26 protein-coding genes are annotated in these 24896 nt (G+C 52.4%); 14 read left to right on the forward strand and 12 right to left on the reverse strand.

Translation table 11 applies throughout. The annotated features are described in order from the left end of the window. Positions 1-22 precede the first annotated feature (22 nt). From IPG80_RS07860 to IPG80_RS07875, 4 genes are all read left to right on the forward strand, one after another. Positions 23-508 (forward strand): hypothetical protein, encoded by a 486-nt coding sequence (locus IPG80_RS07860; protein ID WP_345104833.1) that lies wholly within the window; start codon positions 23-25, stop codon positions 506-508. A 246-nt stretch (positions 509-754) separates the two neighbouring features. Beyond that, positions 755-1522: a hypothetical protein gene (locus IPG80_RS07865; RefSeq protein ID WP_345104835.1), complete on the forward strand. Its 768-nt coding sequence runs from the start codon at positions 755-757 to the stop codon at positions 1520-1522. Further along, positions 1515-2819: a DUF1800 domain-containing protein gene (locus tag IPG80_RS07870; protein WP_345105026.1), complete on the forward strand. Its 1305-nt coding sequence runs from the start codon at positions 1515-1517 to the stop codon at positions 2817-2819. The genes IPG80_RS07865 and IPG80_RS07870 overlap by 8 nt, the downstream gene beginning before the upstream one ends. 89 nt (positions 2820-2908) lie before the next feature. Continuing rightward, positions 2909-4120: a DUF1501 domain-containing protein gene (locus IPG80_RS07875; RefSeq protein ID WP_345104838.1), complete on the forward strand. Its 1212-nt coding sequence runs from the start codon at positions 2909-2911 to the stop codon at positions 4118-4120. Positions 4121-4189: 69 nt separating this feature from the next. Here IPG80_RS07875 and IPG80_RS07880 read toward each other — a convergent pair whose 3' ends face one another. Genes IPG80_RS07880 through IPG80_RS07890 form a run of 3 tightly spaced genes read right to left on the reverse strand, consistent with a single transcriptional unit; the run spans position 4190 to position 8434 of the window. Next, on the reverse strand, positions 4190-5212 hold the full coding sequence (locus IPG80_RS07880; RefSeq protein WP_345104841.1) for a CAP domain-containing protein: 1023 nt from the start codon (positions 5210-5212) through the stop codon (positions 4190-4192). 53 nt (positions 5213-5265) lie between these two features. Further along, positions 5266-7464: a hypothetical protein gene (locus tag IPG80_RS07885; RefSeq protein ID WP_345104844.1), complete on the reverse strand. Its 2199-nt coding sequence runs from the start codon at positions 7462-7464 to the stop codon at positions 5266-5268. Between the two features lies 1 nt (position 7465). Then, a complete protein-coding gene (locus tag IPG80_RS07890) occupies positions 7466-8434 on the reverse strand; it encodes a glycosyltransferase family 2 protein (RefSeq protein WP_345104847.1) in 969 nt (322 codons plus the stop codon). A 51-nt stretch (positions 8435-8485) separates the two neighbouring features. Here IPG80_RS07890 and IPG80_RS07895 point away from each other — a divergent pair, with 51 nt between their 5' ends. Both IPG80_RS07895 and IPG80_RS07900 read left to right on the forward strand, forming a co-directional pair. Then, a complete protein-coding gene (locus IPG80_RS07895; protein WP_345104850.1) occupies positions 8486-9637 on the forward strand; it encodes a response regulator in 1152 nt (383 codons plus the stop codon). 14 nt (positions 9638-9651) lie between these two features. Then, positions 9652-11100: an ATP-binding protein gene (locus IPG80_RS07900; protein ID WP_345104853.1), complete on the forward strand. Its 1449-nt coding sequence runs from the start codon at positions 9652-9654 to the stop codon at positions 11098-11100. A 279-nt stretch (positions 11101-11379) separates the two neighbouring features. Here the strand turns inward: IPG80_RS07900 and IPG80_RS07905 are convergent, their stop codons facing one another. From IPG80_RS07905 to ssb, 5 genes are all read right to left on the reverse strand, one after another. After that, positions 11380-11790, reverse strand: a complete 411-nt coding sequence (locus IPG80_RS07905) for a nucleoside 2-deoxyribosyltransferase (protein WP_345104856.1) — start codon at positions 11788-11790, stop codon at positions 11380-11382. Then, a complete protein-coding gene (locus tag IPG80_RS07910) occupies positions 11787-12401 on the reverse strand; it encodes a hypothetical protein (protein WP_345104859.1) in 615 nt (204 codons plus the stop codon). Before IPG80_RS07910 ends, IPG80_RS07905 begins: the two co-directional genes overlap by 4 nt. Before the next feature lie 2 nt (positions 12402-12403). Next, positions 12404-13093 carry a haloacid dehalogenase gene (locus IPG80_RS07915; RefSeq protein ID WP_345104861.1) on the reverse strand — a complete coding sequence of 230 codons (690 nt, stop codon included), beginning with the start codon at positions 13091-13093 and terminating at the stop codon, positions 12404-12406. A gap of 2 nt (positions 13094-13095) precedes the next feature. Then, the gene (locus IPG80_RS07920; RefSeq protein ID WP_345104864.1) at positions 13096-13434 is read right to left on the reverse strand and encodes a DUF3467 domain-containing protein; all 339 of its coding nucleotides are present in this window, start codon (positions 13432-13434) and stop codon (positions 13096-13098) included. A gap of 93 nt (positions 13435-13527) precedes the next feature. After that, the gene (gene ssb, locus IPG80_RS07925) at positions 13528-13953 is read right to left on the reverse strand and encodes a single-stranded DNA-binding protein (RefSeq protein WP_345104867.1); all 426 of its coding nucleotides are present in this window, start codon (positions 13951-13953) and stop codon (positions 13528-13530) included. Positions 13954-14092: 139 nt separating this feature from the next. Between ssb and IPG80_RS07930 the strand changes: the two genes are divergently transcribed. Both IPG80_RS07930 and IPG80_RS07935 read left to right on the forward strand, forming a co-directional pair. After that, positions 14093-14626: a cytochrome b/b6 domain-containing protein gene (locus tag IPG80_RS07930; RefSeq protein WP_345104869.1), complete on the forward strand. Its 534-nt coding sequence runs from the start codon at positions 14093-14095 to the stop codon at positions 14624-14626. A 48-nt stretch (positions 14627-14674) separates the two neighbouring features. Next, entirely contained in the window at positions 14675-15040 is a 366-nt protein-coding gene (locus IPG80_RS07935; protein ID WP_345104872.1) for a hypothetical protein, read from the forward strand. Between the two features lie 4 nt (positions 15041-15044). Here the strand turns inward: IPG80_RS07935 and rsmG are convergent, their stop codons facing one another. The 4 genes from rsmG to coaBC all read right to left on the reverse strand — a co-directional run bounded on the left by rsmG (position 15045) and on the right by coaBC (position 18939). Beyond that, a complete protein-coding gene (gene rsmG, locus IPG80_RS07940) occupies positions 15045-15755 on the reverse strand; it encodes a 16S rRNA (guanine(527)-N(7))-methyltransferase RsmG (protein WP_345104875.1) in 711 nt (236 codons plus the stop codon). A gap of 133 nt (positions 15756-15888) precedes the next feature. Next, a complete protein-coding gene (locus IPG80_RS07945) occupies positions 15889-16857 on the reverse strand; it encodes a DUF4349 domain-containing protein (RefSeq protein WP_345104878.1) in 969 nt (322 codons plus the stop codon). Between the two features lie 143 nt (positions 16858-17000). Next, positions 17001-17732, reverse strand: coding sequence for a metallophosphoesterase family protein (locus IPG80_RS07950; protein ID WP_345104881.1), 732 nt, complete (start codon positions 17730-17732; stop codon positions 17001-17003). 1 nt (position 17733) lies between these two features. Further along, the gene (coaBC, locus tag IPG80_RS07955; RefSeq protein ID WP_345104884.1) at positions 17734-18939 is read right to left on the reverse strand and encodes a bifunctional phosphopantothenoylcysteine decarboxylase/phosphopantothenate--cysteine ligase CoaBC; all 1206 of its coding nucleotides are present in this window, start codon (positions 18937-18939) and stop codon (positions 17734-17736) included. A gap of 303 nt (positions 18940-19242) precedes the next feature. Here coaBC and aroH point away from each other — a divergent pair, with 303 nt between their 5' ends. The 6 genes from aroH (at position 19243) to aroE (ending at position 24888) form a co-directional block, all read left to right on the forward strand. Further along, a complete protein-coding gene (gene aroH / locus IPG80_RS07960) occupies positions 19243-19614 on the forward strand; it encodes a chorismate mutase (RefSeq protein WP_345104887.1) in 372 nt (123 codons plus the stop codon). A 28-nt stretch (positions 19615-19642) separates the two neighbouring features. Then, positions 19643-20695: a 3-deoxy-7-phosphoheptulonate synthase gene (gene aroF, locus IPG80_RS07965; protein WP_345104890.1), complete on the forward strand. Its 1053-nt coding sequence runs from the start codon at positions 19643-19645 to the stop codon at positions 20693-20695. A gap of 90 nt (positions 20696-20785) precedes the next feature. Further along, entirely contained in the window at positions 20786-21820 is a 1035-nt protein-coding gene (gene aroF / locus IPG80_RS07970; RefSeq protein WP_345104893.1) for a 3-deoxy-7-phosphoheptulonate synthase, read from the forward strand. After that, a complete protein-coding gene (locus tag IPG80_RS07975; RefSeq protein WP_345104895.1) occupies positions 21807-22664 on the forward strand; it encodes a prephenate dehydrogenase in 858 nt (285 codons plus the stop codon). Before aroF (IPG80_RS07970) ends, IPG80_RS07975 begins: the two co-directional genes overlap by 14 nt. Positions 22665-22696: 32 nt before the next feature. Next, positions 22697-24016 (forward strand): 3-phosphoshikimate 1-carboxyvinyltransferase, encoded by a 1320-nt coding sequence (gene aroA, locus IPG80_RS07980; RefSeq protein ID WP_345104898.1) that lies wholly within the window; start codon positions 22697-22699, stop codon positions 24014-24016. Between the two features lie 5 nt (positions 24017-24021). After that, positions 24022-24888 carry a shikimate dehydrogenase gene (gene aroE, locus IPG80_RS07985; RefSeq protein ID WP_345104901.1) on the forward strand — a complete coding sequence of 289 codons (867 nt, stop codon included), beginning with the start codon at positions 24022-24024 and terminating at the stop codon, positions 24886-24888. Positions 24889-24896 lie beyond the last annotated feature (8 nt).

The following is a 24896-nucleotide window of genomic DNA, read 5'->3' on the forward strand; positions in this document are numbered from 1 at the left end:
TACCATTATCCAAGGAGAAATCATGACCGACATCCTTCGCCTCACCCTCATCGTCCTCTTGCTGACCGTCACCCTCGCCGCCTACTTCCTCGTCATCGGCGCATTGTTCACCAACCGCGTCGCCAAGACTCAAACCAGCCTCAACCTCACGCCGGGGCGATCCTTCGGCTTGGGCATGGTCAACTTTTTCTTCTTCGGCTTGATCGCCTTCGTCATGCTTTCGCTTGCTGAGAATGCAGGCTCCTTCGTCAAAGGGATACTCACCATCCCCGCCTTGCTGATACTCGCCTTTCTCTCCGTCCTCCTGAGCCTCGGGCTCACCGCCACCGTCCAACACCTCGCCGAACGCCTCTTCCCAGACATGTCCACGTGGAAGCGCAACTTGTGGAGCTCCGTGATTCTCTGCATCGCCTGCGCCTTGCCCTTCGTTGGCTGGTTCCTGTTATTGCCTTATGTCGCCTTCACCGGAATTGGCGCAACGATCCTGGGATTCTTCCAAAAAAGTTAAAGTCCAATCCGGTGTTCTTGTTGCCTCGCGTTTTTCGCGAGGCGTATCGAACCCCACCCATTTACTTACCTTTCGTCATTGGTGGCGCTCTTGTTCGGCGCCCGAACAGCCCTCCTCAACCACCGGATGCGAAAGGATGCTCTTCGGGCTGTCGCCCTCCTCGCAATGACGAAATAATTCCCTGCAACTTTCTCCACCCCACCCCTGTATCCCTTACATCAACCAAACCTGAAAGGACATATCCCAATGGCTGACATTTCCGCCTTCTTCTTCATCCTCTTAATCATCGGAACCGCCTTCCCTGCCATGCTCACCGCATGGTGGCTGTTGTTCCCGTCCCTGATTGCACGCGCCCAAACCCGTGTGGACAAGACTCCCTGGGGCACCTTCTGGCTGGGACTCATCCTCGTCATTGCCGTGACCATTCCCATCGTCATCCTGCTTGCGCTTCCATTCGGACCCGCCAAATTCATCGGCTGGATTCTGCTTGGCGCGGCGCTCGCCATCTCCACCATTGGCTCGGCTGGCATCGCCGCTCACCTCGGCGCGAGACTCACCAAACATAGCAACCTAACTCCATTGAACGGATTCATCCGCGGTGCTGTCATCCTCGAACTCGCCGCCTTCTTCCCGCTCATCGGCTGGCTCTTCGTGTGGATTCCCATCATTCTGATTTCCTTCGGCGCAACAGGATTTGCCTTGCTCAATTGGTCTCCGCGTGAGAAGACTCAACCTTCAGGAAACAAGCCCACTCCCCGCAAAGCGCTAAGTAACTCTAATTCGTATTTCATCAGCATCACTTTCTACTGTTCACTGATTACTGGTTACTATGACCCTTTCTCGAAGAGACTTCCTCAAGCTCGCCACACTCCTCTCCGCCAGCGCCGCTCTCAACGCCTGCGCTCCCGCCGTGCGACGACTCACCAACGACTTGCCCGCCGTCCCGTGGAGTCCGCTCAGCGCTGCAGATTTCACCGCGCTGAATCGCATCACCTTTGGCGCAAGAGTGGATGAACGCGCCCGACTCGCAGAGATCGGCTTGGCAAACTACATCGAAGAACAACTTGACTTCGAAACCATCAACGACTTCGCCTTAGACCTGCAACTTTCACCCTTCAAAACCTTGGGCATGGCAGCCAATGAGATCGAAGCCGTCACCAATCAACTCTTCGACGGCTATGACCGCGAACGTCCCATCAACGAATTGCGTCAAGCCACCTTTTTGCGTCAACTCTACAGCAAGCGTCAACTCTACGAAGTGATGGTGGATTTCTGGAGCGACCACTTCAACATCTTCATCGAGAAAGAACCCATCTTCTATCTCAAAACCGTCGACGACCGCGACGTGATCCGCAAACATGCCCTCGGCAACTTCCGCGACCTTGTGTGGGCGTCCGCGCATTCGCCTGCCATGCTCACCTATCTCGACAATCAAGCCAACGTCAAAGGCACGCCCAACGAGAACTACGCCCGCGAGTTGATGGAACTCCACACCCTCGGCGTGGACGGCGGCTATTCTCAAAACGACGTCATGCAACTCGCGCGTTGTCTCACGGGTTGGTCGGTCAAGGAACATTTTTGGTTGGGCGATTTCGTCTTCAAGGAAGATCAACACGAACCCGGCGAGAAAAATGTTCTGGGTCTCGCGATTCAAGAATCGGGTCAGAGTGAGGCGGAGCAAGTCATCGAGCATCTCGCCTTGCATCCATCCACTGCGAAATTTATCTGCACCAAACTCGCGCGTCGCTTCATCGCCGATGAACCGCCGCAAGAAATTGTTGAGAAGGCATCTCAAACTTTTCTAAACACCGAAGGCGATATCAAATCGGTCTTGCGCGTCATCCTGCTCGATGGTCTCGCCTTCGCGCAGCCCAAATACAAACGTCCGCTTAATTTTGTGCTTTCCGCACTGCGCATGCTCAACGCCGAAACCGATGGCATTGCCATGCACGACCCGCTCATGCAAATGGGTCAGTTGTATTTCAACCTGCCCACGCCCGATGGCTACCCCGATCGCAGCGACGCCTGGCAAGGCAGCCTCATGCCGCGCTGGCAATTCGCCTTTGCATTAGTTCGCAACGAACTCAACGACACGACTCACAATCTCAACTCTTTATTGGATGTCGCTTCGACTGGCAGTTTACACACCGATGTGGATTCTCTCGCCTCATTGCTTTTAGGCACGCCGTTAGATCGCCTCACCCGCGACGGGATGATTGATACCGTCCATTCGGCGGGTGCCACCGAGGAAGAGACTCTGCAAATCATCGCCGCGAGTCTGATCGCGTCACCCGCATTTCAGTGGAGATAACTCTGCGAGGGGGCGCTCCCGACGAAGCACTGCAGGTGTGGTTGCTTGGGCGAGGGCCCGCATGACGGGAAAATTTAATGGAGATAACTATGTTAGAAACCTTACCCGTACTTCATCAAATCCCAACCAAAACCTGGATGCCGCGCCTGTCCTTCGCGCCGAAGAACACTGCCCCGCGCGGAGATACACTAGTAGTCGTCTTCCTGCGCGGCGCCGCGGACGTGCTCAACATGGTCGTGCCGCATGGCGAAGATAATTATTATTCACTGCGCCCCACGCTCAACATTCCACGACCGGATGATCCAAGAAGCAAGAAAGAAGAAAGAGTTGTAGATTTGGATGGTTTCTTTGGCTTTCATCCGAATATGAGTTCCCTGCTCGAAGCCTGGCAAAGCCAACAACTCGCCATCATCCATGCCTGCGGCGCACCCGACGAATCGCGCAGTCACTTCAAGGCGATGGAACTCATGGAGCGCGGCGTGGACGATGAACGCGGTCCCGCCTCGGGTTGGATCGGGCGTCACCTCGCCACCTTGAACACCGGCAACTCATCGCCATTACGAGCCATCGGCATGGGCACCCGTCCACAGCGTAGTTTGAGCGGAAGTGTCCCTGTCTCCGCCCTGCGCTCCATCGCAGACTTTCACCTCGGCGGCGATCCACGCGCCTTGCAGCAAATGCGCGCCGCGTTAAACTTTGTCTATCAAGATGATGTATTAGGACAAGATACTTTGTCCATTATGGATACGCTGCAAAAACTCGACCCTGCCAATTACCAATCTTCAATTGCTTATCCCGATTCCGAATTCGGTCTTGCCCTCAAACAAACCGCCATGCTCATCAAATCCGAAGTCGGTCTCGAAGTCTCAGCCATTGACCTTGGCGGTTGGGACACGCACTTTACTCAAGGTTCAATGACTGGACTCATGCCAAATCTAATGAAAGACCTCGCCGAAGGTCTCGCCGCCTTCCATGCCGATATGGCAGACCACATGAACAAACTCACCACCGTCACCATGTCTGAGTTTGGGCGGCGCGCTTACGAGAACGGCAGCCTCGGCACCGACCACGGTCACGGCAGCATGATGATGGTCTTGGGCGGCAACGTGGACGGCGGCAAAGTCCACGGGCAGTGGCCCGGCTTGGGCGAAGGTCAATTGATTGGTCCCGGCGACTTGGCGGTCACCACCGATTATCGCGACGTGCTTTCAGAGGTTTTGATAAAGCGCTTGAACAACACTGCAACGAGTGACGTTTTCCCTGAATATCAGCCGGTGATGAGGAGTATTCTTAAATCGTAACAGCACGGTCCTCGCGCACACTTGTAGGATAGGGTCTCTTGGATGGGGTAACCTCACCCCTACGCGAACTTACGGGCTTCCCAGATCTACTGCAAAGTAATCGCCATATGAACCGTTGGCGAAGTAGGCATATCCCACTCCCATTTCAGTGGACTTGGGGTTGAGAATGGCATCACGGTGAATTTGGTCGCTCATCCACCAGCTCATTGCCGCTTGTGGACCGCCGCCACCGTAGATGATTTCCTCAGAGTAGGAAGGCGAGTATCCCGATGCGAGGATGCGCGAATACGCTGAAGAACCATCTGAACCCGTATGGCTGATGCGCCCGCTGCAAGCCATGTCTGCGGCGTGAGCTTGGGCAGAATTCGTCAGTGTGGAATTGATCGTCAGAGCGGGGAGCCCGGCATTGGCACGTTCCTGATTGATCGCAGAAGCGATCTGATTCACATAGCCTGCGTTTTGCGAATAATTACAATTCCCACCTGACACCACAGAGGTGGTTGGGGCGTTGCCTGAAACTGTCGCTTGTGGTGCGGAGCCTCCGCTGCTTACGATGATCTTTACCCAAAAGGTCTTTTCAATGCCAATCGGCACATCTTTGCCATTCGTATCATTGAGTGTGAAGTAGCCCGTATAGGAACCGTTCGTGGTTGGGGCGGTCAACTCCACAGAGACTTGCACCTTCTCTTTTAGCAGCGTCTCAGCCACGGGCGCGGAGAGAGGCGCACCCATCTGGTCGCCAGCGGCAAACTTGAGGGTGTATCCGATCCACGGGCAGGAGCCGTTGTTGAGGAATTCCCAAGTCTTGGTGAATTTTTCGCCGGGCTTCACCAATGTCCCATCCAGGATCGTCACATCACGGAGCAGCACCGCGCTTTCGGTGCAGTTCGGGTCGATGGTGACCGCGAAGGTGGGGGTGAGGATGACCTCTGGCGTGGGGGTAAGTGTTGATGGCACAAATCCAGACTTGGTCGGCGGCAGGGTTGCTGTGACAAAGTTCGAAGGAACAGGCGTATTAACTTCCTGCGTCTCCACTGAGATACAGGAAGATAGCAGAAGCACAAGAAAAAGAAGGGGGAATATTTTTTTCATAAGTTGATATCTTTTGAAGATCATGGTCTATCGTCCACGGTCCATTGTTATACCTAAAACATCATCATCTGTCCCGTGGATTTTTCTACGGGGTCGCTGGCGATCTGCTCATTGAAGGAATCACGCGTCAAGATCGGAAGATCGAGCAGGCTACGTACCAGACGGTATTTCACCAGCCGGTAATTTTTTAGCCGATCTTTTAGATCAGGGTCGCGATCCAATTTATAGGCTGCTAGTGCTGCGCGCCCGCCAGGGATGACGATCGCGGTCTGTTCATCGGCGGTTTCCAATGCGCGATGGATCAATGCCGATGCCAATACATGAAATTTCCGCACAGGTTTGCCATTCTCAAGCCATATCAACGTTTTTTCTTTCACAGTCGTTTTAAACTCAAGTCGTTTGCCGATCTCCTCAAGCTGCGTGAAGACTGTCTTCATTTCTTCACGCCGGGCAGTTGCCAGATCTTCCTTGCGCAACACCCAACTCCCGCCATCTTTTTCGGCGTACGAATTCAAGACTGCATAGATCAAGCCCTTGGAGGGAGTCATCAGCCCGGTGAATTGTTTATTTAACTCTTCTTCCACTTCCAGAAAAATAACTTGCGGATTCTTTTGCAGATAGGTCACAATGGCAACTTCGATCTTATCGGATAGTGATTCGTGATCTCTCTTTGCCAGCCCCCACATGCCTGTATCTATGCCTTCACCGGTTGAATAATGGATGAATTCATGGCTGTCTTTCAATGCTTGTTCCATCACACTTTGTGTTTTGCGCATGGCAAAATCAAATTCATCTTCCGCTTTTTTCAAGGCATTTACTTCTGCCAGCGCTATCAAAGCGGCTGTATGCAAATGTAAATAACCCACCGGTTCACCACGAGCTGATAAATAGTCATGCAGCGCTTTTCTTGCGACTCCAACTTCCATTTCAGTGGGTGCAGATTTCTTTCCGCTTTTCCAGGTCACTTGGGCTGGGTCATGCTCTGTGCGTATGGCAACACTTTCCAACTTGAAGCCGGTGATCGATGCGGCGGTCAATGCCGAAGTCATGAATGGTGCTTCAGGTTCAGGCATCACACCAAAGACAGGCACACCATCTGCAAGCAACTCATCGAGGTGGCTGAACATCGCGAACAACGCCGTGGCGCTCCATGCCCAATCATAGCGTCTGCGGCGCAGCGCAACTTTATACGGCTCCACCGCCTCACTGCCCCATAGCCAGCCAGCCCACAACGCCGAGAGAGTCCAGAACGCCTGATTGGGTCTTGGAACGGAACCAATCACTGCCGCAATCGGAATCTCTCGTTTGACTTCATGTGCCAGATCTTTGAGGCGACCCTCATAGATGCAGATGCCGCCCGTCTCAGGGATTTTCTTGGGCCACGCCTCTATCACAACGGGTGAGCCTGCTTGCGCAAACAAGCCGACTCCACGCTCAAGCATGGTCCATAAATTATCTTCGCGGAATTGACTCGGCGTGCTCAACTGTTTTGGTCGCGGGCGTTCTGCCGGATGCGCCCAAAGGGTATTGCCTGCATCACATGCCAGCAACAGCAAGGCGGTCAATGCACGTTTGCGGGTCGCGGAGAGATTTAAACTATCGAGCCGATTCAGGATCGTCCCCAGCACATATAACGGACGCGGTAGATAATGCTCGATGGCTTCCTCGGCATACATGCGGTCTTCATCTTTGAGCGAAACCACGCGTTCGAATAAACGCGTGCGATGCAGTGTGTCTGTCCCGGCGATCTGCATGGCGAGCTCTTTATCTGAATCTGTAGCGATGCGTTCGCCTGAGTCTTTGCAGTGCGGGCATTCATAGATTTTTGCATACGGTACATCCTCGCCTTTGCGCCACAAAAAGGCTTGGGCATGGATCTGTTTTTCGCATGTTTCACATTGAGTCAGGTAAAGGGATTGCAAATGTTGTTCGAGCCGTTCATCCCCTTTTTTGATGGCGCCCAGATCGGCGAGCGCGGCAATGAATTCCGACTCTGGCGGCGGGTTTGCAAATATCTCCAGCAGAAAACGTGTGATGGGATTATTCGCTGTGACTAGTACACGGTATCCGCTGCGGGCGGCTTCAAGCGCCAGCTTCGGCGAGAATCCGAATGGGTCGAGCAGCCAGTTCCCGGTTAGTGTCTGACGCGAAAGCCATCCTGAGATAACTCCATCTTCCAGCGCAGGCAAAAAACGTGCGAGGGGTCCGGCGTCGGCGGGTTTAAATCCGGGAATATAAGGTTGGTAGTTCATTTCAGACAAGTGTTTTACTGATGGCTTTTCGCGGGGCGGCGTTGAGGTCGATCTCGATGGCGGAAAGCAAGATTTGGATCGCGAGGATGACCGATAGAGTCGGCAGGATGACCGTGCCTGTGGGGGCGGCGATACCCAACTCGGCATACTGGATCCATTTGGTGATGCCGAAGATGAGACCAAAGAGCAGTAATGGAATACCGGTCAACAAGTAAATGGACATCATCGAAAAGTCGAAGATGAAGTATTTGAGGACGATCCGTTTGACAAGAGTGCGGGTGAGTTTGAACGGAAATTCAAAAAGTACACGGCGGATGGAAAGGCTGGATACTTCCCTGCCGTAACGTGCTGGGATGGTCACATCTTGCACGACGGCGTCGAGCAGATAGAGACGCGAAAGCATGGAGGTTTCAAAGTAATAGCCTTTGTCTATGTGTTCGAGCGGCAATTGCGCCAGCACTTCAGCTCGAATGGCGAAGTAACCGTTGGTAGGGTCAAAGATGTTCCAATAGCCGGTGGCGGCTTTTGTGAGGAAACTCAACCCCAAATTACCGACGCGCCGGACGAACGGCATTTGCTTCAGAGAGTCAAAATTACGAAAGCGATTGCCTTTAGCATAATCAGCTTCACCCAAAATGAGCGGGGTGATGAGGGCGGGAATGTATTGCGGGTCCATCTGACCGTCGCCGTCCAATTTGATCACAATATCAGCGCCGAGAGCCAGTGCTTTTTGAAAGCCGGTTACCATTGCACCACCCACGCCCTGATTCTTCTCATGACGGAGGAGTATGATGCGCTTGTCTCGTTTTGCGGCGGCGCTGACAAGGTCGGCACTGGCGTCAGGGGAGGCGTCATCCACCACGATGATGTGCCGGATGAAAGCCGGGATGCCCTTTAAGACCTGGCGGATCTCGCTTTCTGTCCTGTATGAAGGGATGACGATGGCGGTCTTGAATTTCGAGAAATTCATGCTCAAAATTGTAATCGAAAAGGTGATAGAATTTCCGCAAGGAGTACATTCATGGCCACCGGGGAACGTATCCTCATTGTTGAAAATGATCCAGATATTGCCGATCTTATCGGGCGACAGTCTCTCCAACCGCTTGGTTTTCAGGTGGTGGTGGTAGGGGAGGCTGGTGCTGCGTTAAAAGTTGCGGTTCAAACTCCGCCGGATCTGATCCTGGCTAATATCAATTTACCCGGCCTGAGCGGCAAGGATCTGTTGGCAGCGCTCAATTCCCAAAATATAAAATCTCCCGTGATCGTGATCGCTGAAAAAGGACAAGAGCATGACGCCATTCAGGCATTTCGCCTGGGAGCCATGGATGTCTTGTTCTGGCCCCTGCGCGATGCTGAAGTGGTCTCGATCGTGGAACGTGCCTTGCGGCAAACTCAGGAAACACGTGAACGCCAAAAATTAGACCGCCAATTAAAGGCGACTAACGAAGAACTGCAAAAACGCCTGCGCGATATGACCACCATCCTTTCCATTGCAAAAGCGGTGACATCAGTCACCGATCAGCGCTATCTCTTTGACAAAATCCTGGAGAGTGCTTTGCAACTGGGTGAATCAGAGATGTGTTGGCTGATGCTGCGTGAAGATAAGGGCAATAATTATATACTTCGTGCCCAGCGTGGACTGCCGGATGCCTGGTCAAAGAAAATGAACCAGCCGGTGGATGACGGTATCAGTTCGTTGGTGGCGCTTTCGGGGGAGAGTCTGTTCATGAACGGGACCCCCATGCAAAAATTCAAGATCGCAGCGTTGGGGAAGGCTGCCGGTGTGGTGCCCATCAAGATCAAGAATGAAGTGATCGGTTTGATGATCGTGGTTCGAAAGGCAGACCGCGAATTTTCGCGCGATGCGCAAACCATGCTGGAAGCCATGGCAGATTACGCCTCGATCTCGCTGGTGAACGCACGGTTATTCCGCGCCCTTGAGCAGACTGCAGAGAGCGCACGTACCGGTGAGAAGACCCGCCATGCTTCTCTTGAATCACTGCGCAAGTCCATTCGTACTGAGGTGGAAACGGCGGCTTACCCGCTGAATTTGATCTTGACGGAAATGCCCGGTGCGCTTAACCCTGAGCAGAAGAAGGCGCTTGAAACGGTAAAGTCTGCTTTGCAGCGGCTTTCACACTCTTCTGAGAATACGGTCACCTCGCCGAAGTAAGCAGCAGGGATTTGATGCCAAAACACGATCTAATTCTGCTGGCAATGGACGCATCGCCAACACTGGATTTGATGGAGCGGGCTTTGCACGCTTCTGATTATGAACTTGCGACGACACATGACCATGCAGGTCTGGATCGGATCGTCCAGCAATCCATACCAGCATTGATGATCATCGGTGAGCACCTTGGGGGGGAAGATGGCTTTTCCATTTCCATGGATGTGCTTGAACGTTTTCCAACCATGCCGATCATTTTGTATTCCGAAAAGACTGGTTCCGATGCAGCGGCCAAGGTAATCAGGGCAGGCGTTAGCGGTTTCCTGCACCCGCCATTACGGATCAACGATATTGTAGAAGAAGTGCAACGCAACCTGAGCCGCGCCAGCAAACTGGGGGATTGGCTTCGTCGTGAAGTGAAACGAACCACGGCGTCACTGGAGCAAAAGGCAAAGATATCGGAGGCAGAACGGGGGAAGTTGGAGGCGATCATCTCCAATATACAAGACGGCGTGATCGTGCTGGATGAAAGTCACCATATCTTGCTGGCGAATAAGATCGTTCAGGAGATATTTAACTTGAATGGTGCGCCTATTGTGGGTGGATATTTGAAGGATATCATTCCCAATGCCGATCTGAGTGCTCTGATTGATCGGGCGCGGAACGGGGCATTGAAATACCACGAGATCAATTTTGACGACGGCCGCGTTTTTAATGCCCAATATACACCTTTGCCGCGCATTGGCAGTGCGGTGACGATGCAGGATATTTCTTATCTGAAAGAAATCGACCGTCTGAAAAATGACTTTATCCATACTGTGTCGCACGACTTGCGTTCGCCTTTAACATCCATTTTAGGGTATATGGAATTGATCGGACGCTCTGGACCGCTGAATGACTCTCAGCAAGAATTTCTGGGGCGGCTGCAAGCCAGTGTTCAACATATGACCAGCCTTGTAAACGATCTACTGGACCTTGGAAGACTTGAATCCGGTTTTGATACGCGCCGCGAAACGGTCGACCTATGTAATGTGATGGAATATTCGTTGAATGTTTTCGACAGCCAGATCAAAAGCAAGTCTTTGCAGGTGATTACCGAATTCTCTCCAAACATCAAATCTTTACGTGCCAACCCGATCCGTATCCGCCAGATGATCGATAATCTGGTGGGGAATGCCATCAAATACACACCGCCTAATGGGCGCATCTTGCTGAATATTGTTATGCAGGAAAATCAGATCGTTTTGCGCGTCACGGACAGCGGTCCGGGTATTCCAGCAGATGAGCAGACCCGGATTTTCGATAAATTTTTCCGAGCATCGAACCGCCCGCGTGATGTGGAAGGGTCTGGGCTGGGACTGGCGATCGTCAAATCGATCGTTGAAAGTCATCAGGGACGCGTATGGGTGGAATCAAAGGTGGGTGTTGGTTCAACGTTTGTTGTTCTTCTCCCCGCACACGATTAAGAAAAAGTATTTATATTGCGGTGCGTACGACCTATTAAATGCAGGTCGCACGCACTTTTTGTATAACGAGGATCGTTGTCAGATTCAACATTCTCATAGTGTGTAAATTAAAATGCTGACGCCGGGGTATTCGCCCGGCGTCAGCTTTCGCCAAAGGAGGAGACAGGAATTCTGCGTTGAGAGGTGTCTACAACCGTCTCCGTGGTTGATATTAATTCAACTTGTCCTTTTTGGGCATCGTAATATGTCACCCATTGTCCGTGATGAAGAACATAAAGATTACAATCTGTCCAGAAAAATGCGCGCGTGAGCAATAGCCTCTTCCAGAGTGGAATAGGTCTTCATCTCCACTTCTGGGTTGCCCGTGATCATTTTGGAGACGCGGCGCTCCTGGTGGGCTATGCACAGCACAGGTTTTCTGGCATTTAAGGCGTATGCGATCTCATATCCGACCCCATGTGAAGGCACTCCCACTTCTGCGATCAACGCGTCGCATTCACGGATCCATTTTACATCCCGTTCGTAAACATCATGAGGCGATAGACGGCGTTCTCCATCCATGGCTTCAGATTGGGCGAGGTGTGAGGTGGGAATAATGTGCCTATCGGCTTCGAGTGCGGCGACGAATTCACGATAGAAGGACTCTAACTCGCGTCCACCCGTGATGGAGCAGGCAAAGTAAATGTTCATTTTTTAGGCAGTTTGGAAAGGATGGATATATCGCGCCGATGTTCCGGCGTGGCAACTTCACCGCCGTGGCGCATGCTGTCCATTTCGGCGCTGAAGCGCATCCAGTCTGAAACCAGAATGACGATGTGGGGCGATTTATCCTTGAAGTAAAGCTGGGAGAGGAAGAGCCGCAGTGCAGATTGCGACATGGGCATGACGTTGACCTCGATCACAATGGCGGTCATTTTTGCAATGGGCTCCACAATATCCTGAAGCGTATTCGAAACATTTTTGGGAGGGAATAACGCGCCCATGGCCGCCGTACTGGTGCGCCGGAAGCGTTTATAAGAAATGTTTAAACGTAGGAACGGTGTGACCAGTCTTAAGTGATCGTTGAATGGTTGAACATAAGCGCTCTTGCGCGCCAGCCACATTCCAATACCAGCCACCGCAGTGAATCCGCCAAGAATGGCAAAGGTCATCCAGCGCCACTCTTCAAAGACCCAACTGCGGAGTACCCACGCCAACCCGATCATGGACAACCCAAGTGCGAAGACGGCCGTCCACCAGCGGCTCATCATGTGTGTAAAAACGACCAGGGGATAGCGTCGTCCGCCTTTTTTTGCAGCCATGATTAATCGTCCTCATCCATGTTTGGAAAGGTCTCGCTTCCTTCTTGACCTTGAGCTTGTTCACCGTTCATTTGAGCTAGCAAACGCCCAATGGCTTTTTCAAGGTGACCACCGCGCAGGCTGAAGGTGATGTCGCCGCGGGTCTTTTCGATGATGCCGCGTGCCAGGTCGGTCTGGCGGCGAAGCCCATTGGTGATGGCGTCGGGATAATCCATGGTGACGAGGATGGAGTAGATATCATCCATCACGCCCATCAGCCGTTCGGCTTCGCTTGAATATCCGTGACGGAGAATATCCATGGTACGGCGGCGTAATTCGCCTACGACTTCTGCCAACCCGTTGAGAAAGGTTGCAGACTCAACACCCAGTTCTTCCGGAGTCGGAAGTGCCTGATTCCTGATCAAAGCACAGGTGACATTGGCTTCCACAAATTCCTTGAGTGCGTCCTGGGTGTATCCGGCGTGGAAGAGGTCGGGGTAGGAAATGAGGGAACTGCGCAAGGTTTCTGCGAGGCGGCGGGCTTCGAGCAATTGTGCCTGCATGGTATCGGTCTCGTCGCGGTGTACGGCGCGGATGGCAAGTGAACACGCACGGGTAAGTTGACGCGCTTGCGCCAGCGCCTGATCACGGGCACTGGTGCGGGCATCGAAATTCTTGCGGATCTGGTCGGCGATGGATTCCAGTTTATGCATGATTATTCTTTTGGGGGGTCGGGCGGTTGTTGGAACGGGCGGAAGAGATTATCGGCAAGGGATGAGTTGACAGGGATATTGATCTCACCGTAGGCGGCTTCGTAACGTGCGATGTTCTCGGTCAGCGCTCTCAACAGCAGTTTTGCACTGAGCGGGGTCATGACCACACGTGAGCGGATTTTTGCGCGTGCTTCACCAGGCAGAAGATGGGCAAAGTCTATGACGATATCGGAGAGGGAGTGGGCAATGCGCGCAAGGTTGACGTATTCGGGTTCCACACCGGGTGGAAGTTCCAGTATGGGACCGGTTGGTTTATTAGGAGGGGTGGTGGGAGTGTTCATGAGATTAAATTTTTTACCACAGAGCCCATAAAGTTCACGGAGAAAAGATTCTCTGTGTGCTCCTTGTTCTCTGTGGTAAATGAATTGGTTTCTTTAGAATGGAATGTCGTCTTCTGGCGGGAGTTCTGCCATTTCCATGCCGCCGCCTGCCATGGGTCCGCTGGGACCTTCATCACGCGAGGAGAGGAAGCGTACGGTGGAGGCTGTTACTTCAAAGGAGGCTCCGGCGGTGCCATCCTGCTTGCTCCAAATGCGCGGACCGCCGGTGGTCTTATCGGGGGTGAGGCGTCCTTCGATCAAAACTTTGGAGCCTTTTTTGACATATTGGTTGCAAACTTCTGCAGTTTTGCCCCAGGTTGAGACGCGGAACCAAATGGTTTCCTTGACCTGTTCGCCGTTCCCGGCAGTGTATTGACGGTTGGTGGCGACCGAGAACGAGGTCACTGCCTGACCAGAAGGGGTGTAACGCATCTCAGGGTCTTTGCCGACGTTACCAACGATGATGATAGTGTGATACATGGGGGATTCTCCTCTTGGGTTAAAGGTGCCCGCCGAATTTCGACGGGATACAATCTGACTTGTCCATTTTACACCCGCTCCAGACCGTAAGAAAGTAATTTAAGGGATAGTCTCTTTATACGAGAAGAGGAGATCTGTTATGACTGAAACTACCCCAAAACGATATCACCCCGCTTTAGCGACGATTCACTGGCTAATGGCATTGCTGGTTATCATGATGCTTGGTGTTGGTAAATTTGCCATGCCGGGGATCTCGCCAGATGACCCGCAAAAACCGATGATGTTGCAAAGCCATACCTACATTGGCGGTGCTATTGCAGTGTTGCTCATCATTCGCCTGGTTTTGCGTTTCACCACGAAACACCCCGCCCCTGCGGATGCCGGTAATGCTTTTTTGAACTTTGTTGGCAAGGCAGTTCATTTTCTTTTATATTTCTTCCTGCTGGGTATGGCGGTAAGCGGGCTGGGTTTGTTCCAGCTAGCGAACCTGCCTGCTGTATTTAGCGGTGCGCAGCCGTATCCATCCAATTTCTTTGAGTACCTTCCGCGCATGGGGCATGGGCTTGCCTCCTGGTTGGTGTTGGTGCTGGTGGCGCTGCACGTTGGCGCGGCAATGTTCCATCAGTTCGTCAAAAAGGATAACCTGCTGGGCAGAATGTGGTTTGGGAAGTAAGTAAAGGCGCGGTGCTGGAAGCATCGCGCCTTTTTTATAGGTAGGCTTATGGAATGGACGATCGAATATCTTGCAAATGAATGTTTGTTATATATCAAGACGAAAGGCGTTGTGACCAGGGAGCGTGCCAATCTCATGGTTGGTGATATCGTGGAAGCAATGGAACGATATAAATGCATCCGTCAGATCGTGGATCACCGCCTGTCTACCTTTGCGTTCCAGGTGAGGGAATATTATGAGCGCCCGGAAGTTAATAAGCAGATCGGTATTTCGACCCGCTGGAAGATCGCCATGGTGTTCAATGAACTGACAAAGGATACGTTCTTTATGGAAACCGTTTTTCGCAATCGGGGCTATGATTTCCGCCAGTTCTGCGATCTGGAAGAAGCTCGAGCCTGGGTGCTGACACCCTAGTTCTTTACAGGGGTGTTTTCATCGGAATGCCCGCCTTGCGCGGATATTTCGGCGGGGTCGCGGCGACCTTATCCACCAGCACGAGGTAACGATCATCCACAACACCGGGCAGGTTAATGGGGAGTAACTGCCTTAATTTTCCACCCAATAATTTCATCGCTTTTTCCGCGGACTGCGCTTCGGCAGGTCCGCTTTCGCCTTTTTGGGCGAGCATTGTCCCGCCGAGTTTGACGAGCGGGAGCAGGTATTCGCTGAGGATGTTGAGATTTGCCACCGCACGTGCCACAGCCCAATCGTATGTTTCGCGATGAGCCGGGTTCTGACCAATATCCTCGGCACGAGCTTGAATCACTTCGATGTTTTCAAGCCCCAGTGCTTTAACAAGGTGCTGGCAGAACATGGCTTTTTTGCCAACAGACTCGACCAGGGTGACATGCATGGTAGGGTAGATGATCTTGAGGGGAATGCCGGGGAAGCCTGCCCCTGTGCCTACATCAATCAGGCGGTTGGGCGGAGCGGCTTTCCATGCCGTGACACAGGAATATGAGTCAAGGAAGTGCTTGGTACGAATGGACTCCACGTCCCGAATGGCGGTGAGGTTGAATTTCTGATTCCATTCCATCAATTCTTTTTCGTAATTGACGAGCGCCACCACCTGCCTGGCTGTGAGGTGGACGTTGAAAAGCGTTTTTGAATCTTGAATGAGAGAATCCATATTAAAGGATTATAAAACAGGTTTCCGTCGTACTGGAATAATAGGCATCTGAAGAACCGCAGACCGCTAATGCATTTTCCTCATAAATAAAATGAACAAGAGGACGACCATTCAGCCGTCCTCTTGTTATTCGTTATTTCTTCTCTTCCGTCTGTTGTGGTTCGACCTTCTTCTTATTACCGCGCAGTTTGCGGAAGATCCAGCGCGCTCCGAGGAAGAAGAGGTAGAAAGGAATGCCGATGGTTACCAAAACAGGCAGGGTGTAAATAATGAAACGGATCAGGAAATCTACGAAGCCTTTCCAAAAATCGATCAAATCTTGAACAGCTTCGAGCGCTACGCCCTTCGGTTCCCATTTACCGATCTGCACTGGTTTGATGGTTTCTTCAGCGATCAGGCGAATGCTGATGGCAGAGAGGGCGGCAGCTTCTTCATAATATTTGATCTGTCCCTTTACCAGCTCGATCTGTTCACGGTAGTACATTAATTGGTTGAAGATATTCACGACTTCTTCGGCGTTCTGTGAATTCTCCATCAACTCGGTCAATTCTTTTTCGGCGGCTTCATAGGTCTTGAGGCGTGATTTTAGATCCACATATTCGGCGGTGACGTCGGTGCCGGAGCGGGTCTCGTTCTGGATATCAACCGCATCCTTCTTGATGAATGCCAGCGCTTCATCCAGCTTTTCGGCGGGCACGCGAATGGTGAGGCTGGCTTCCGGAACGGGGGTGTAATCGTTGGTGTATCCCTGATACAGGTTCGAGGATACAACGAACCCGCCCATCTCCTCTGCCATATTCTGGATCTCGTCCATGCGCAGCTCCACATCTGCGACGACCACAGAGAGGTCGGCGTTTTGAATGACCAGACGTTGGACCTGGCTGGCGGAAGCGTCGCCTCCACCACTGCCAGCGGCAGCTTCATTCGCAACGGCACCATCTGACGAGTACGCCATCATGGTCGGTGCTGGGGCGGCATCGTAATATGGCTCAACAGCGGCGGGAGCCTCGATTTCTTGTGGGGCGCGGGCACTGCTTCCTGCACAGGCTCCCAGGGTTATGGCGATAATGACTAAAAAGCTAAATGGTAAGAGGCGTTTCATTTCTCGTTCTCCTTATTTTTCTTATTGGTGATTTTCTCTACCAGAAGGACGCTAGTCCAAAAGAAATTGTTCCCCTCGTATTGTACAACTTATCGGTAAACAAAAAGCCCTCTCTAAAATAGGGAGGACTTTTGTGGGAGGTTCTACCAGCCTTCGGCTATTCTTGCGGCGTGTTTTTCCGGCAGCCCAGCCGAACGAATACGCTCCTGTACCTCAACAATTTTATACATCACTCGTTTGGGGGTCCAGGTATGGGTTTCCGTGTCGTAAATTGCATAGGCGGCACGCGGGTCGCGGTCGCGGGGCTGACCGACCGAACCCGGGTTCAGGATCTGTTTTGGGTGAAGGTTGAGCACAATATCCGGCTTGTTCTGTTCCACGAGAACGCGCCCTGTTTCATCGTTTTGGGTAAAACTGCTCTGAATGTGAGTATGCCCCACAAAGCACCAGGGGGTATCGAAATGATCGAAGTTCAAACTGGCGGTCATCGAGTTTAGGATGTATTCCCACAACGGGTCGCGTGGACTGCCATGCGCCATGGTGGCTTCTCCGCGTACTTTTATTTTAGTGGGCAGCGATTTGATGAACTCCATGTTACTGGCAGAAAGCACCTTCTCGTGATAAAGAAGCGAGCGTTTTGCATCGCCATTGAAAGTATCGAGCGACATCCTGCCGATGATCGCCACATCATGATTGCCCATCAGGCAGGTGAGATTCTTGATCTCGCGCACTTCCTCCACCACGGCATTCGGGTCGGGTCCGTATCCCACCAGATCACCCAGGCACCAGGTTTCATCCACTTCTCCGGCGTCTTTCAACACCGCTTCGAGTGCATTATAGTTCGCATGAATATCCGACATGACCAGTACGCGCATATTATTTCAACAGCCTCGCAATGTGTTCGATGATTTTTTCTGCCGCTTCAGCTTTGCTCATGAGCGGTAGATTTTCTTTCTCGCCATTCGCAAACAAGAGCGTAATTCGATTGGTTTCCACGGCAAACCCGGCGTCGTTGGCAGAGATGTCGTTCGCGGCGATAAAGTCCAGGTTTTTCGATGCCAATTTTTCGAATGCATTTGCCAGCAAGTCGCGGCTCTCGGCTGCAAACCCTACTGTGACCTGGAACCGCTTCGCGACTCCGCTTTGGCTTGCCAGCGTTTTCAGGATATCTGGCGCCGCCTCAAGTTGGATCTGCGGAATACCGTCGCGTTTTTTGAGTTTGTCTTTCGCCACATTCACCGGGCGGAAGTCTGCGCCTGCGGCTGCCATGATGAGTGCATCGGCAGATTCATTGAGTAAAGCATCGAGCATATCCTGCACGCTTTTTACATGAATAACCTTTGCACCAACAGGTGGAGTTAATGCCGTAGGGGTTGTGATCAGTGTTACATCAGCGCCAGAGTCCAATGCGGCTTGAGCGAGAGCATAGCCTTGCTTGCCCGAGGAATGATTGGTGATGACGCGCACCGGGTCGATGGCTTCCTGCGTCCCACCGGCGGTGACGATGACTTTCTTGCCCGCGAGCTTTCCTTTTTTACCAAGTGCGATTCGAATATGCCCGAGAAGTTCCATTGGTTCAAGCATACGTCCTACACCGCTCATGCCTGAGGCGAGGTGCCCGGCGGCGGGTCCGGCAACCAAGACCGAGCGAGATTGAAGCGTTTGGAGATTCGCTTGCGTGGCAGGGTGGTCGAACATCCCACCGTCCATGGCGGGTGCGATCAATAGCGGGCATGTTGCGGCAAGGGCGGTGACGGTGAGGAGATTATCAGCAATGCCATGCGCAAGCTTTGCCATCGTGTCGGCAGTACAAGGGGCAATCACCAGCAAGTCTGCGGTCTTGCCGAGGCTGATGTGCATGACATGGGCTTCATCACCCCACAGGTCTTTATCGGTGTAGGCGCGGCGACCAGTTACAGATTGAAAGGTGAGGGGTGTGATGAATTTCTCTGCAGCGCCTGTCAGGATCACATCCACCTGTGCCCCTGCCTGCGTGAGTTTGGATGCCAGATCTGCTGCTTTGTACGCTGCGATGGAACCGGTAACTCCGAGGAGGATGCGTTTGCCTGAAAGAATGGACATACGAAAGTGATTATACTTCCAAGCCAAACGAAAAAAACTTACAAACTCCCCCTTGACTCATTTGCCCTACGTGCATAGAATAGCGCCCAACATGCTTAAGTCCACCCGTTGGTTTAGCTTTTACTTTTATTACGGTTTCCGGAGTCCGGTTGCCGGTGGCGGCGCTTAAGTAGACAGCAAACACTGTATGCAGAAGAGCGAGACCACACGGTCTCGCTCTTTTTATTTTTCCCTCACCCCGCCTTTGGCACCCCTCTCCCATCGGGAGAGGGGCAGGGGGAGAGGGTCTTAGGAGAAAAATCTATGGCAGTTCGTGGAATTCGCGGAGCAACTACAGTTTCGGCTGATGAGCCGGACCTGATCCTTCAGGCAACACGAGAATTGCTTGAGACGATCATGAAAGACAACCCGGGTTTTACACCTGAGGAAGTTGGCAGCGCCATTTTCACCGTGACCGATGACCTTGCCTCCACCTTCCCGGCTCAGGCAGCCCGCCAGATGGGATGGAGTATGGTGCCGATGATGTGTGCCCGCGAAATTCCGGTGCCAGGCAGTTTGCCCAAGGCAATACGCGTGTTGGTGCATTGGAATACTGAAACGCCTCAAAAAGATGTCAAGCATGTGTATTTACGGGACGCGGTGAAACTAAGACCCGACTTGGTCGCTGCGCAGTAATTGAAATGTCAAATAAGGAGAAGAACCTATGATGATCATTATGAAATCCAATGCGACCCCGCAACAGACCGAAGCGGTGATCGCATCCGTCAAAGAGGCGGGATTGAACGTCCATCTTTCGCAAGGTGTGGAGGCGACGATCATTGGCGCCATTGGCGAAACGCATAGCATTCCGCTCGAACGTTTTGAAGGAATGGATGGAGTCGATGTTGTTCAGCGTATCACCAAACCTTACAAATTGGCATCGCGTCAATTTCACCCGGAAGATTCGCTCGTTCCATTGGATGGTTTCCACGTGGGCGGGGAGGATATCGCCGTCATTGCGGGACCGTGTTCCGTGGAGGGTCGCTCGCAGATTTTAGAAACAGCTCAGGCTGTGAAAGAAGCGGGCGCGTCCGCGCTGCGGGGCGGCGTTTTCAAGCCGCGCACATCGCCATATTCCTTCCAGGGACTCGGCGAAGAAGGTCTCGAACTGTTGGCGGAGGCGCGTGAGAAAACCGGTCTGCCCATCGTGGCAGAGATCATGTCTCAGGTGCAGGTGGATGTGATGGTGAAGTATGTGGACGTTCTGCAGGTGGGCGCGCGTAACATGCAGAACTTCAACCTGCTGCGCGCCATCGGTGAGACGCGCACGGCGGTGTTGTTGAAGCGCGGGCTTTCCGCCTCCGTGGAAGAATTGCTTATGTCGGCAGAATACATTTTAGCTGGGGGAAATAATCGCGTGATGCTGTGCGAGCGCGGCATCCGTACCTTTGAAACTTCCACACGCAATACGACCGATATCAATGCCATCCCTGTGTTGAAAAGCCTTACACACTTACCTGTGATCCTCGACCCAAGCCACTCCACGGGTTATTCGGAATTCGTGGCTGCGATTGCTCGTGCCGGTGTTGCCGCAGGCGCCGATGGGCTCATTGTGGAAGTCCACCCCGACCCGGCGAAAGCAGTGTCCGATGGCAGGCAGTCGCTCAAGCCGGAAGCCTTCGCTGCGATGGTCAAGCAGGTTGGGCAGATCGCGCAAGTGATGGGACGTAAACTGGCTACCGTGCAAGGTGAATATAGCAAGAACGGTTGGGCGTGAAGAGCAGAGATTGGTAAATAGTAAGTATTAATCTCTAATTACCAATTACTATTTACTGATCACTAATTACAAAAAGGAAACCATACCACCATGATGATCATTATGCGCCCCGGCGCACCCCGCGAACAGATCGACGCAGTCATTGCTGCTGTTGAAGGACATAAACTCACCGCTCACCCCATCTTCGGTGTGGAGCAAACCATCATCGGCGCAGTCGGTGACGGACATTACGTCCTGAAAGAAACCTTCGAAGCCTTCCCTGGCGTGCTCGAAGTGCAGCGTATTTCCAAACCGTATAAATTGGCTTCACGCCAATTCCATGAACAGGATTCTGTTTTTGAATTCAATGGCTTCACCATCGGTGGCACGGAAGTGCCCATCATCGCTGGTCCGTGCTCGGTCGAAGGACGCACGCAGATTCTCGAAGTGGCGCAAGCCGTTAAAGAAGCGGGCGCGAACGCTTTACGCGGCGGTGTCTTCAAGCCGCGCACTTCACCGTATGCCTTTCAAGGTCTGGGCGAAGAAGGTCTTGAATACATGGCAGAAGCCCGCGAAAAAACCGGCTTGCCTTTGGTCGTCGAAGTGATGGCAGTCTCGCAGATCGAGATGATGGAAAAATATGTGGACATCTTCCAACTCGGCGCGCGCAACATGCAGAACTTCAACCTGCTGCGCGCCCTCGGCGAAACCCGCACGCCTGTGCTTTTCAAACGCGGCATGTCTGCCACCATCGAAGAGATGTTGATGGCGAGCGAATACATTCTCAACGGCGGCAATCACAAGGTCATCTTGTGTGAGCGCGGCATCCGCACGTTTGAAACCGCCACCCGCAACACCACCGATATCAACGCCGTGCCCGTGCTCAAAAAACTCACGCACCTTCCCGTCGTCATGGATCCATCTCACTCCACCGGTGACTCCGCGTATGTGCAATCCATTGCCAGGGCAAGCGTCGCCGCAGGTGCCGATGGTCTCATCGTCGAAGTCCATCAGGATCCGCCGCACGCCATTTCCGATGGCAAGCAGTCGCTCACACCCGAAGCCTTTGCCAAGATGGTGAAGCAGGTCAAAGCGGTGGCAGAAGCGGTGGACCGCAAACTCGTCAACTCCCATGTCACAGCCTGACTTTAATCTCTCCGAATCCAAAATCGCCATCATCGGATTGGGCTTGATGGGCGGCTCTATGGCTTTGGGTTTACGCGGCAAATGTGCGGTTCTCTATGGAATCGACCCGCATCCTGCCACGCTCGAGCTTGCTCTGTCCCAACACATCGTGGACTACGCTGACAGTGATCCTGCCAAGCTGCCCTCCGATGTTGATCTTGTTATTTTGGCAGCACCAGTCCCTGCCATCCTTGCGATCATTAACCAATTACCAATTACCATCTCTCATCCCTGCATCGTCATGGACTTGGGTTCTACAAAACGATTGGTGGTCGAAGCGATGGCAAACCTGCCCGAACGCTTCGACCCCATCGGCGGGCATCCCATCTGCGGCAAGGAAAAACTCTCGCTTGCCAACGCGGAAAGAACGCTTTACTACGCCGCACCATTTTTGCTCACGCCTCTTGAAAGAACATCGCAACGGGCTGTCTCTGCTGCGAATCAAATCATCGAAGCGCTCGGTGCCAAAGGCAAAACGCTCAACGCCGTTGACCATGACCGCATCCTCGCTTCTACGAGTCATCTGCCGTTCCTGATCTCATCCGCGCTGGCACGCACCACCCCCGAAGATGTCGCCCCTTTTGTCGGACCCGGCTTCAAGTCCACGAGCAGACTCGCTGGTACATCATCTTCCATGATGTTGGGCGTCTTACAATCCAACCGTGAAAATGTGCTCAACGCACTTCATGGAATGCAAAGTCAACTGGCAGAGATCGAAGCCGCATTATCCGCTGGCGATTTTGAAAAATTAGAATCCCTGCTCAACGAAGCACAAACAAAATATCAATCTTTCACTGGCAACTGATCACTGGATACTTCTTTCATCTTTCTTCTTTCATGCCCACTCTCCCACCCTCCCTCCGCATTAACCCAATAAGCCACACACTCAATGCCACTGTCCGCGTGCCTGGCTCCAAGTCGCTGACCAATCGTGCCTTGTTGATCGCGTCTCTCGCAAACTGCACCACCCATCTTACCAACGCCCTCTTCTCCGACGATTCGCGCTACTTCGCCAAAGCCCTGCAAACCCTCGGTTTTGACGTTCAAATGGACGAAGTAAATCACTCAATGACGGTCACTGGGCTGGGCGGAAAAATCCCTGCAAAGAAAGCGGAACTCTTCATCGGCAATGCGGGCACTGCCGCAAGATTCCTCTCTGCGTTCCTTACGCTTGGCGATGGCGAATACATTTTGGATGGTGAGCCGCGCATGCGAGAACGTCCGATCGGGGATTTGGTGGAAGCACTTGCTCAACTAGGGTGTGATATTAAAGCAATGCAGAATGCAGAAGGCGGAATGCAGAATGGGCAAATTTGTCCGCCGATAAAGATCAACGCTTCGGGATTAAAAGGTGGAAAAACAAAAATCGCAGGTGATATCTCTAGTCAATTTTTATCTGCTTTGCTGATGACTGCTCCCTACGCCCAGTCTCCCATCGAAGTGGAACTCACCACTGACCTCAACTCCAAACCTTATGTAGACATGACCATTTCCATCATGAAAGATTTTGGCGTTGAAATTGAACGCAGCGGTTATCAATCCTTCAAGGTTTCACCTTCCAATTACCAATTACCAATTACCAGTTACCCAATTGAATCCGACGCTTCCGCCGCCTCTTACTTCTTCGCCGCGCCTGCCATCTGCGGTGGGACGGTCAAAGTGGAAAATATTTCCCGTAAGTCTGTGCAGGGTGATGTCGCTTTTGTGGATGTACTCAAACAAATGGGTTGCACTGTGGATGAAAACGATAATTCGATACTCGTTACTCGGAACTCATCGCTTCATGGCGTAGATGTGGACATGCGTGACATCCCAGACACTGCCCAAACCCTTGCCGCTGTTGCGCCGTTCGCTTCATCACCAACAAGAATTCGCGGCATTGCTTCGGCGAGAGTCAAAGAGACCGACCGTGTCCACGCAACCTGTGTGGAATTGGACAGACTCGGCGTCCGCGTGGAAGAGCATGAAGATGGCATGACCATTCATCCCGTAGAAAAGATGCGCAGCGCTTCCATCCAAACCTATAACGACCACCGCATGGCAATGGCGTTCTCTCTCATCGGCTTACGCTTCGATGGCGTGACGATTGAGAATCCAGCATGTGTGTCAAAAACTTTCCCGAATTTCTTTGAAGTTCTTGCGCAACTGAGTAAATAGTCTACATGAATTCGACCAATCGCCAATTACTAATTACCAATTACCAACTCGGCTTAATTGGTTATCCGCTGGGGCACTCCCTGTCGCCAAAGATTCACACTGCCGCTTTAAAGGCATGTGAACTCGAAGGTGACTATTCTCTATTTCCCATTGCACCCGAAGATAAGCAGGGACTGAAAGACCTGCTTGCCCGCGTCCGCGCTAGCGAAGTTCATGGACTCAACGTCACCATTCCGCATAAACAAAATGTGATCGGGTTCATGGATGAACTCACGCAAACAGCAAAGTCCATTGGCGCAGTCAACACCATTTACATGCGAGACGACAAACTCATCGGAGACAACACCGACGCGCCAGGATTTCTGTCCGATTTGAAGAGGGTCTCAAACTCATCATTTATCATTCCGCATTCTGCGTTGGTACTCGGTGCGGGAGGTTCTGCCAGAGCCGTTGTTTATGCTTTGCTCAACGATGGCTGGAATGTCACAATTGCTGCCCGTCGAATTGAACAAGCGCAAAAACTCGCAGACTCATTTACCAATTACCAATTACCAATTACCAATCTCGCCGACTTTCCACTTTCAAATTTCCACTTACTCGTCAACACCACCCCCCTTGGCATGACTCCTAACACCGAAACCTCACCCCTGCCTGAAAATATGGCTTTGTCGAAAAATGCTTTTGTTTATGATTTAGTGTATAACCCACGTGAGACCAAACTTGTCCGCGACGCCCGCGCACAGGGATTGAATGCCTCCACAGGTTTGGGCATGCTCATCGAACAAGCCGCCCTTGCCTTTGAAAAATGGACAGGTCACAACCCGCCGCGTGATGTGTTGTTTGAATCCGTAGGGGCGACCCGCCCTGATTAATCAAAACC

The sequence above is a fragment of the Candidatus Villigracilis vicinus genome (genome assembly GCF_016702885.1).
GTDB classification, from domain to species: domain Bacteria; phylum Chloroflexota; class Anaerolineae; order Anaerolineales; family Villigracilaceae; genus Villigracilis; species Villigracilis vicinus.

Bases quoted from the DNA above. Each gene is read 5' to 3' on its own strand.
- ssb (WP_345104867.1), bottom strand. From the start codon at position 13,953: ATGTATCACACTATCATCATCGTTGGTAACGTCGGCAAAGACCCTGAG.
- IPG80_RS07930 (WP_345104869.1), top strand. From the start codon at position 14,093: ATGACTGAAACTACCCCAAAACGATATCACCCCGCTTTAGCGACGATT.
- IPG80_RS07905 (WP_345104856.1), bottom strand. From the start codon at position 11,790: ATGAACATTTACTTTGCCTGCTCCATCACGGGTGGACGCGAGTTAGAG.
- IPG80_RS07975 (WP_345104895.1), top strand. From the start codon at position 21,807: ATGTCACAGCCTGACTTTAATCTCTCCGAATCCAAAATCGCCATCATC.
- rsmG (WP_345104875.1), bottom strand. From the start codon at position 15,755: ATGGATTCTCTCATTCAAGATTCAAAAACGCTTTTCAACGTCCACCTC.
- IPG80_RS07945 (WP_345104878.1), bottom strand. From the start codon at position 16,857: ATGAAACGCCTCTTACCATTTAGCTTTTTAGTCATTATCGCCATAACC.
- IPG80_RS07900 (WP_345104853.1), top strand. From the start codon at position 9,652: ATGCCAAAACACGATCTAATTCTGCTGGCAATGGACGCATCGCCAACA.
- coaBC (WP_345104884.1), bottom strand. From the start codon at position 18,939: ATGTCCATTCTTTCAGGCAAACGCATCCTCCTCGGAGTTACCGGTTCC.
- IPG80_RS07920 (WP_345104864.1), bottom strand. From the start codon at position 13,434: ATGAACACTCCCACCACCCCTCCTAATAAACCAACCGGTCCCATACTG.
- IPG80_RS07935 (WP_345104872.1), top strand. From the start codon at position 14,675: ATGGAATGGACGATCGAATATCTTGCAAATGAATGTTTGTTATATATC.
- aroF (WP_345104890.1), top strand. From the start codon at position 19,643: ATGATGATCATTATGAAATCCAATGCGACCCCGCAACAGACCGAAGCG.
- IPG80_RS07895 (WP_345104850.1), top strand. From the start codon at position 8,486: ATGGCCACCGGGGAACGTATCCTCATTGTTGAAAATGATCCAGATATT.
- aroA (WP_345104898.1), top strand. From the start codon at position 22,697: ATGCCCACTCTCCCACCCTCCCTCCGCATTAACCCAATAAGCCACACA.
- aroE (WP_345104901.1), top strand. From the start codon at position 24,022: ATGAATTCGACCAATCGCCAATTACTAATTACCAATTACCAACTCGGC.
- IPG80_RS07950 (WP_345104881.1), bottom strand. From the start codon at position 17,732: ATGCGCGTACTGGTCATGTCGGATATTCATGCGAACTATAATGCACTC.
- IPG80_RS07885 (WP_345104844.1), bottom strand. From the start codon at position 7,464: ATGAACTACCAACCTTATATTCCCGGATTTAAACCCGCCGACGCCGGA.
- IPG80_RS07875 (WP_345104838.1), top strand. From the start codon at position 2,909: ATGTTAGAAACCTTACCCGTACTTCATCAAATCCCAACCAAAACCTGG.
- IPG80_RS07880 (WP_345104841.1), bottom strand. From the start codon at position 5,212: ATGAAAAAAATATTCCCCCTTCTTTTTCTTGTGCTTCTGCTATCTTCC.
- aroF (WP_345104893.1), top strand. From the start codon at position 20,786: ATGATGATCATTATGCGCCCCGGCGCACCCCGCGAACAGATCGACGCA.
- IPG80_RS07860 (WP_345104833.1), top strand. From the start codon at position 23: ATGACCGACATCCTTCGCCTCACCCTCATCGTCCTCTTGCTGACCGTC.
- IPG80_RS07865 (WP_345104835.1), top strand. From the start codon at position 755: ATGGCTGACATTTCCGCCTTCTTCTTCATCCTCTTAATCATCGGAACC.
- IPG80_RS07910 (WP_345104859.1), bottom strand. From the start codon at position 12,401: ATGGCTGCAAAAAAAGGCGGACGACGCTATCCCCTGGTCGTTTTTACA.
- aroH (WP_345104887.1), top strand. From the start codon at position 19,243: ATGGCAGTTCGTGGAATTCGCGGAGCAACTACAGTTTCGGCTGATGAG.
- IPG80_RS07915 (WP_345104861.1), bottom strand. From the start codon at position 13,093: ATGCATAAACTGGAATCCATCGCCGACCAGATCCGCAAGAATTTCGAT.
- IPG80_RS07890 (WP_345104847.1), bottom strand. From the start codon at position 8,434: ATGAATTTCTCGAAATTCAAGACCGCCATCGTCATCCCTTCATACAGG.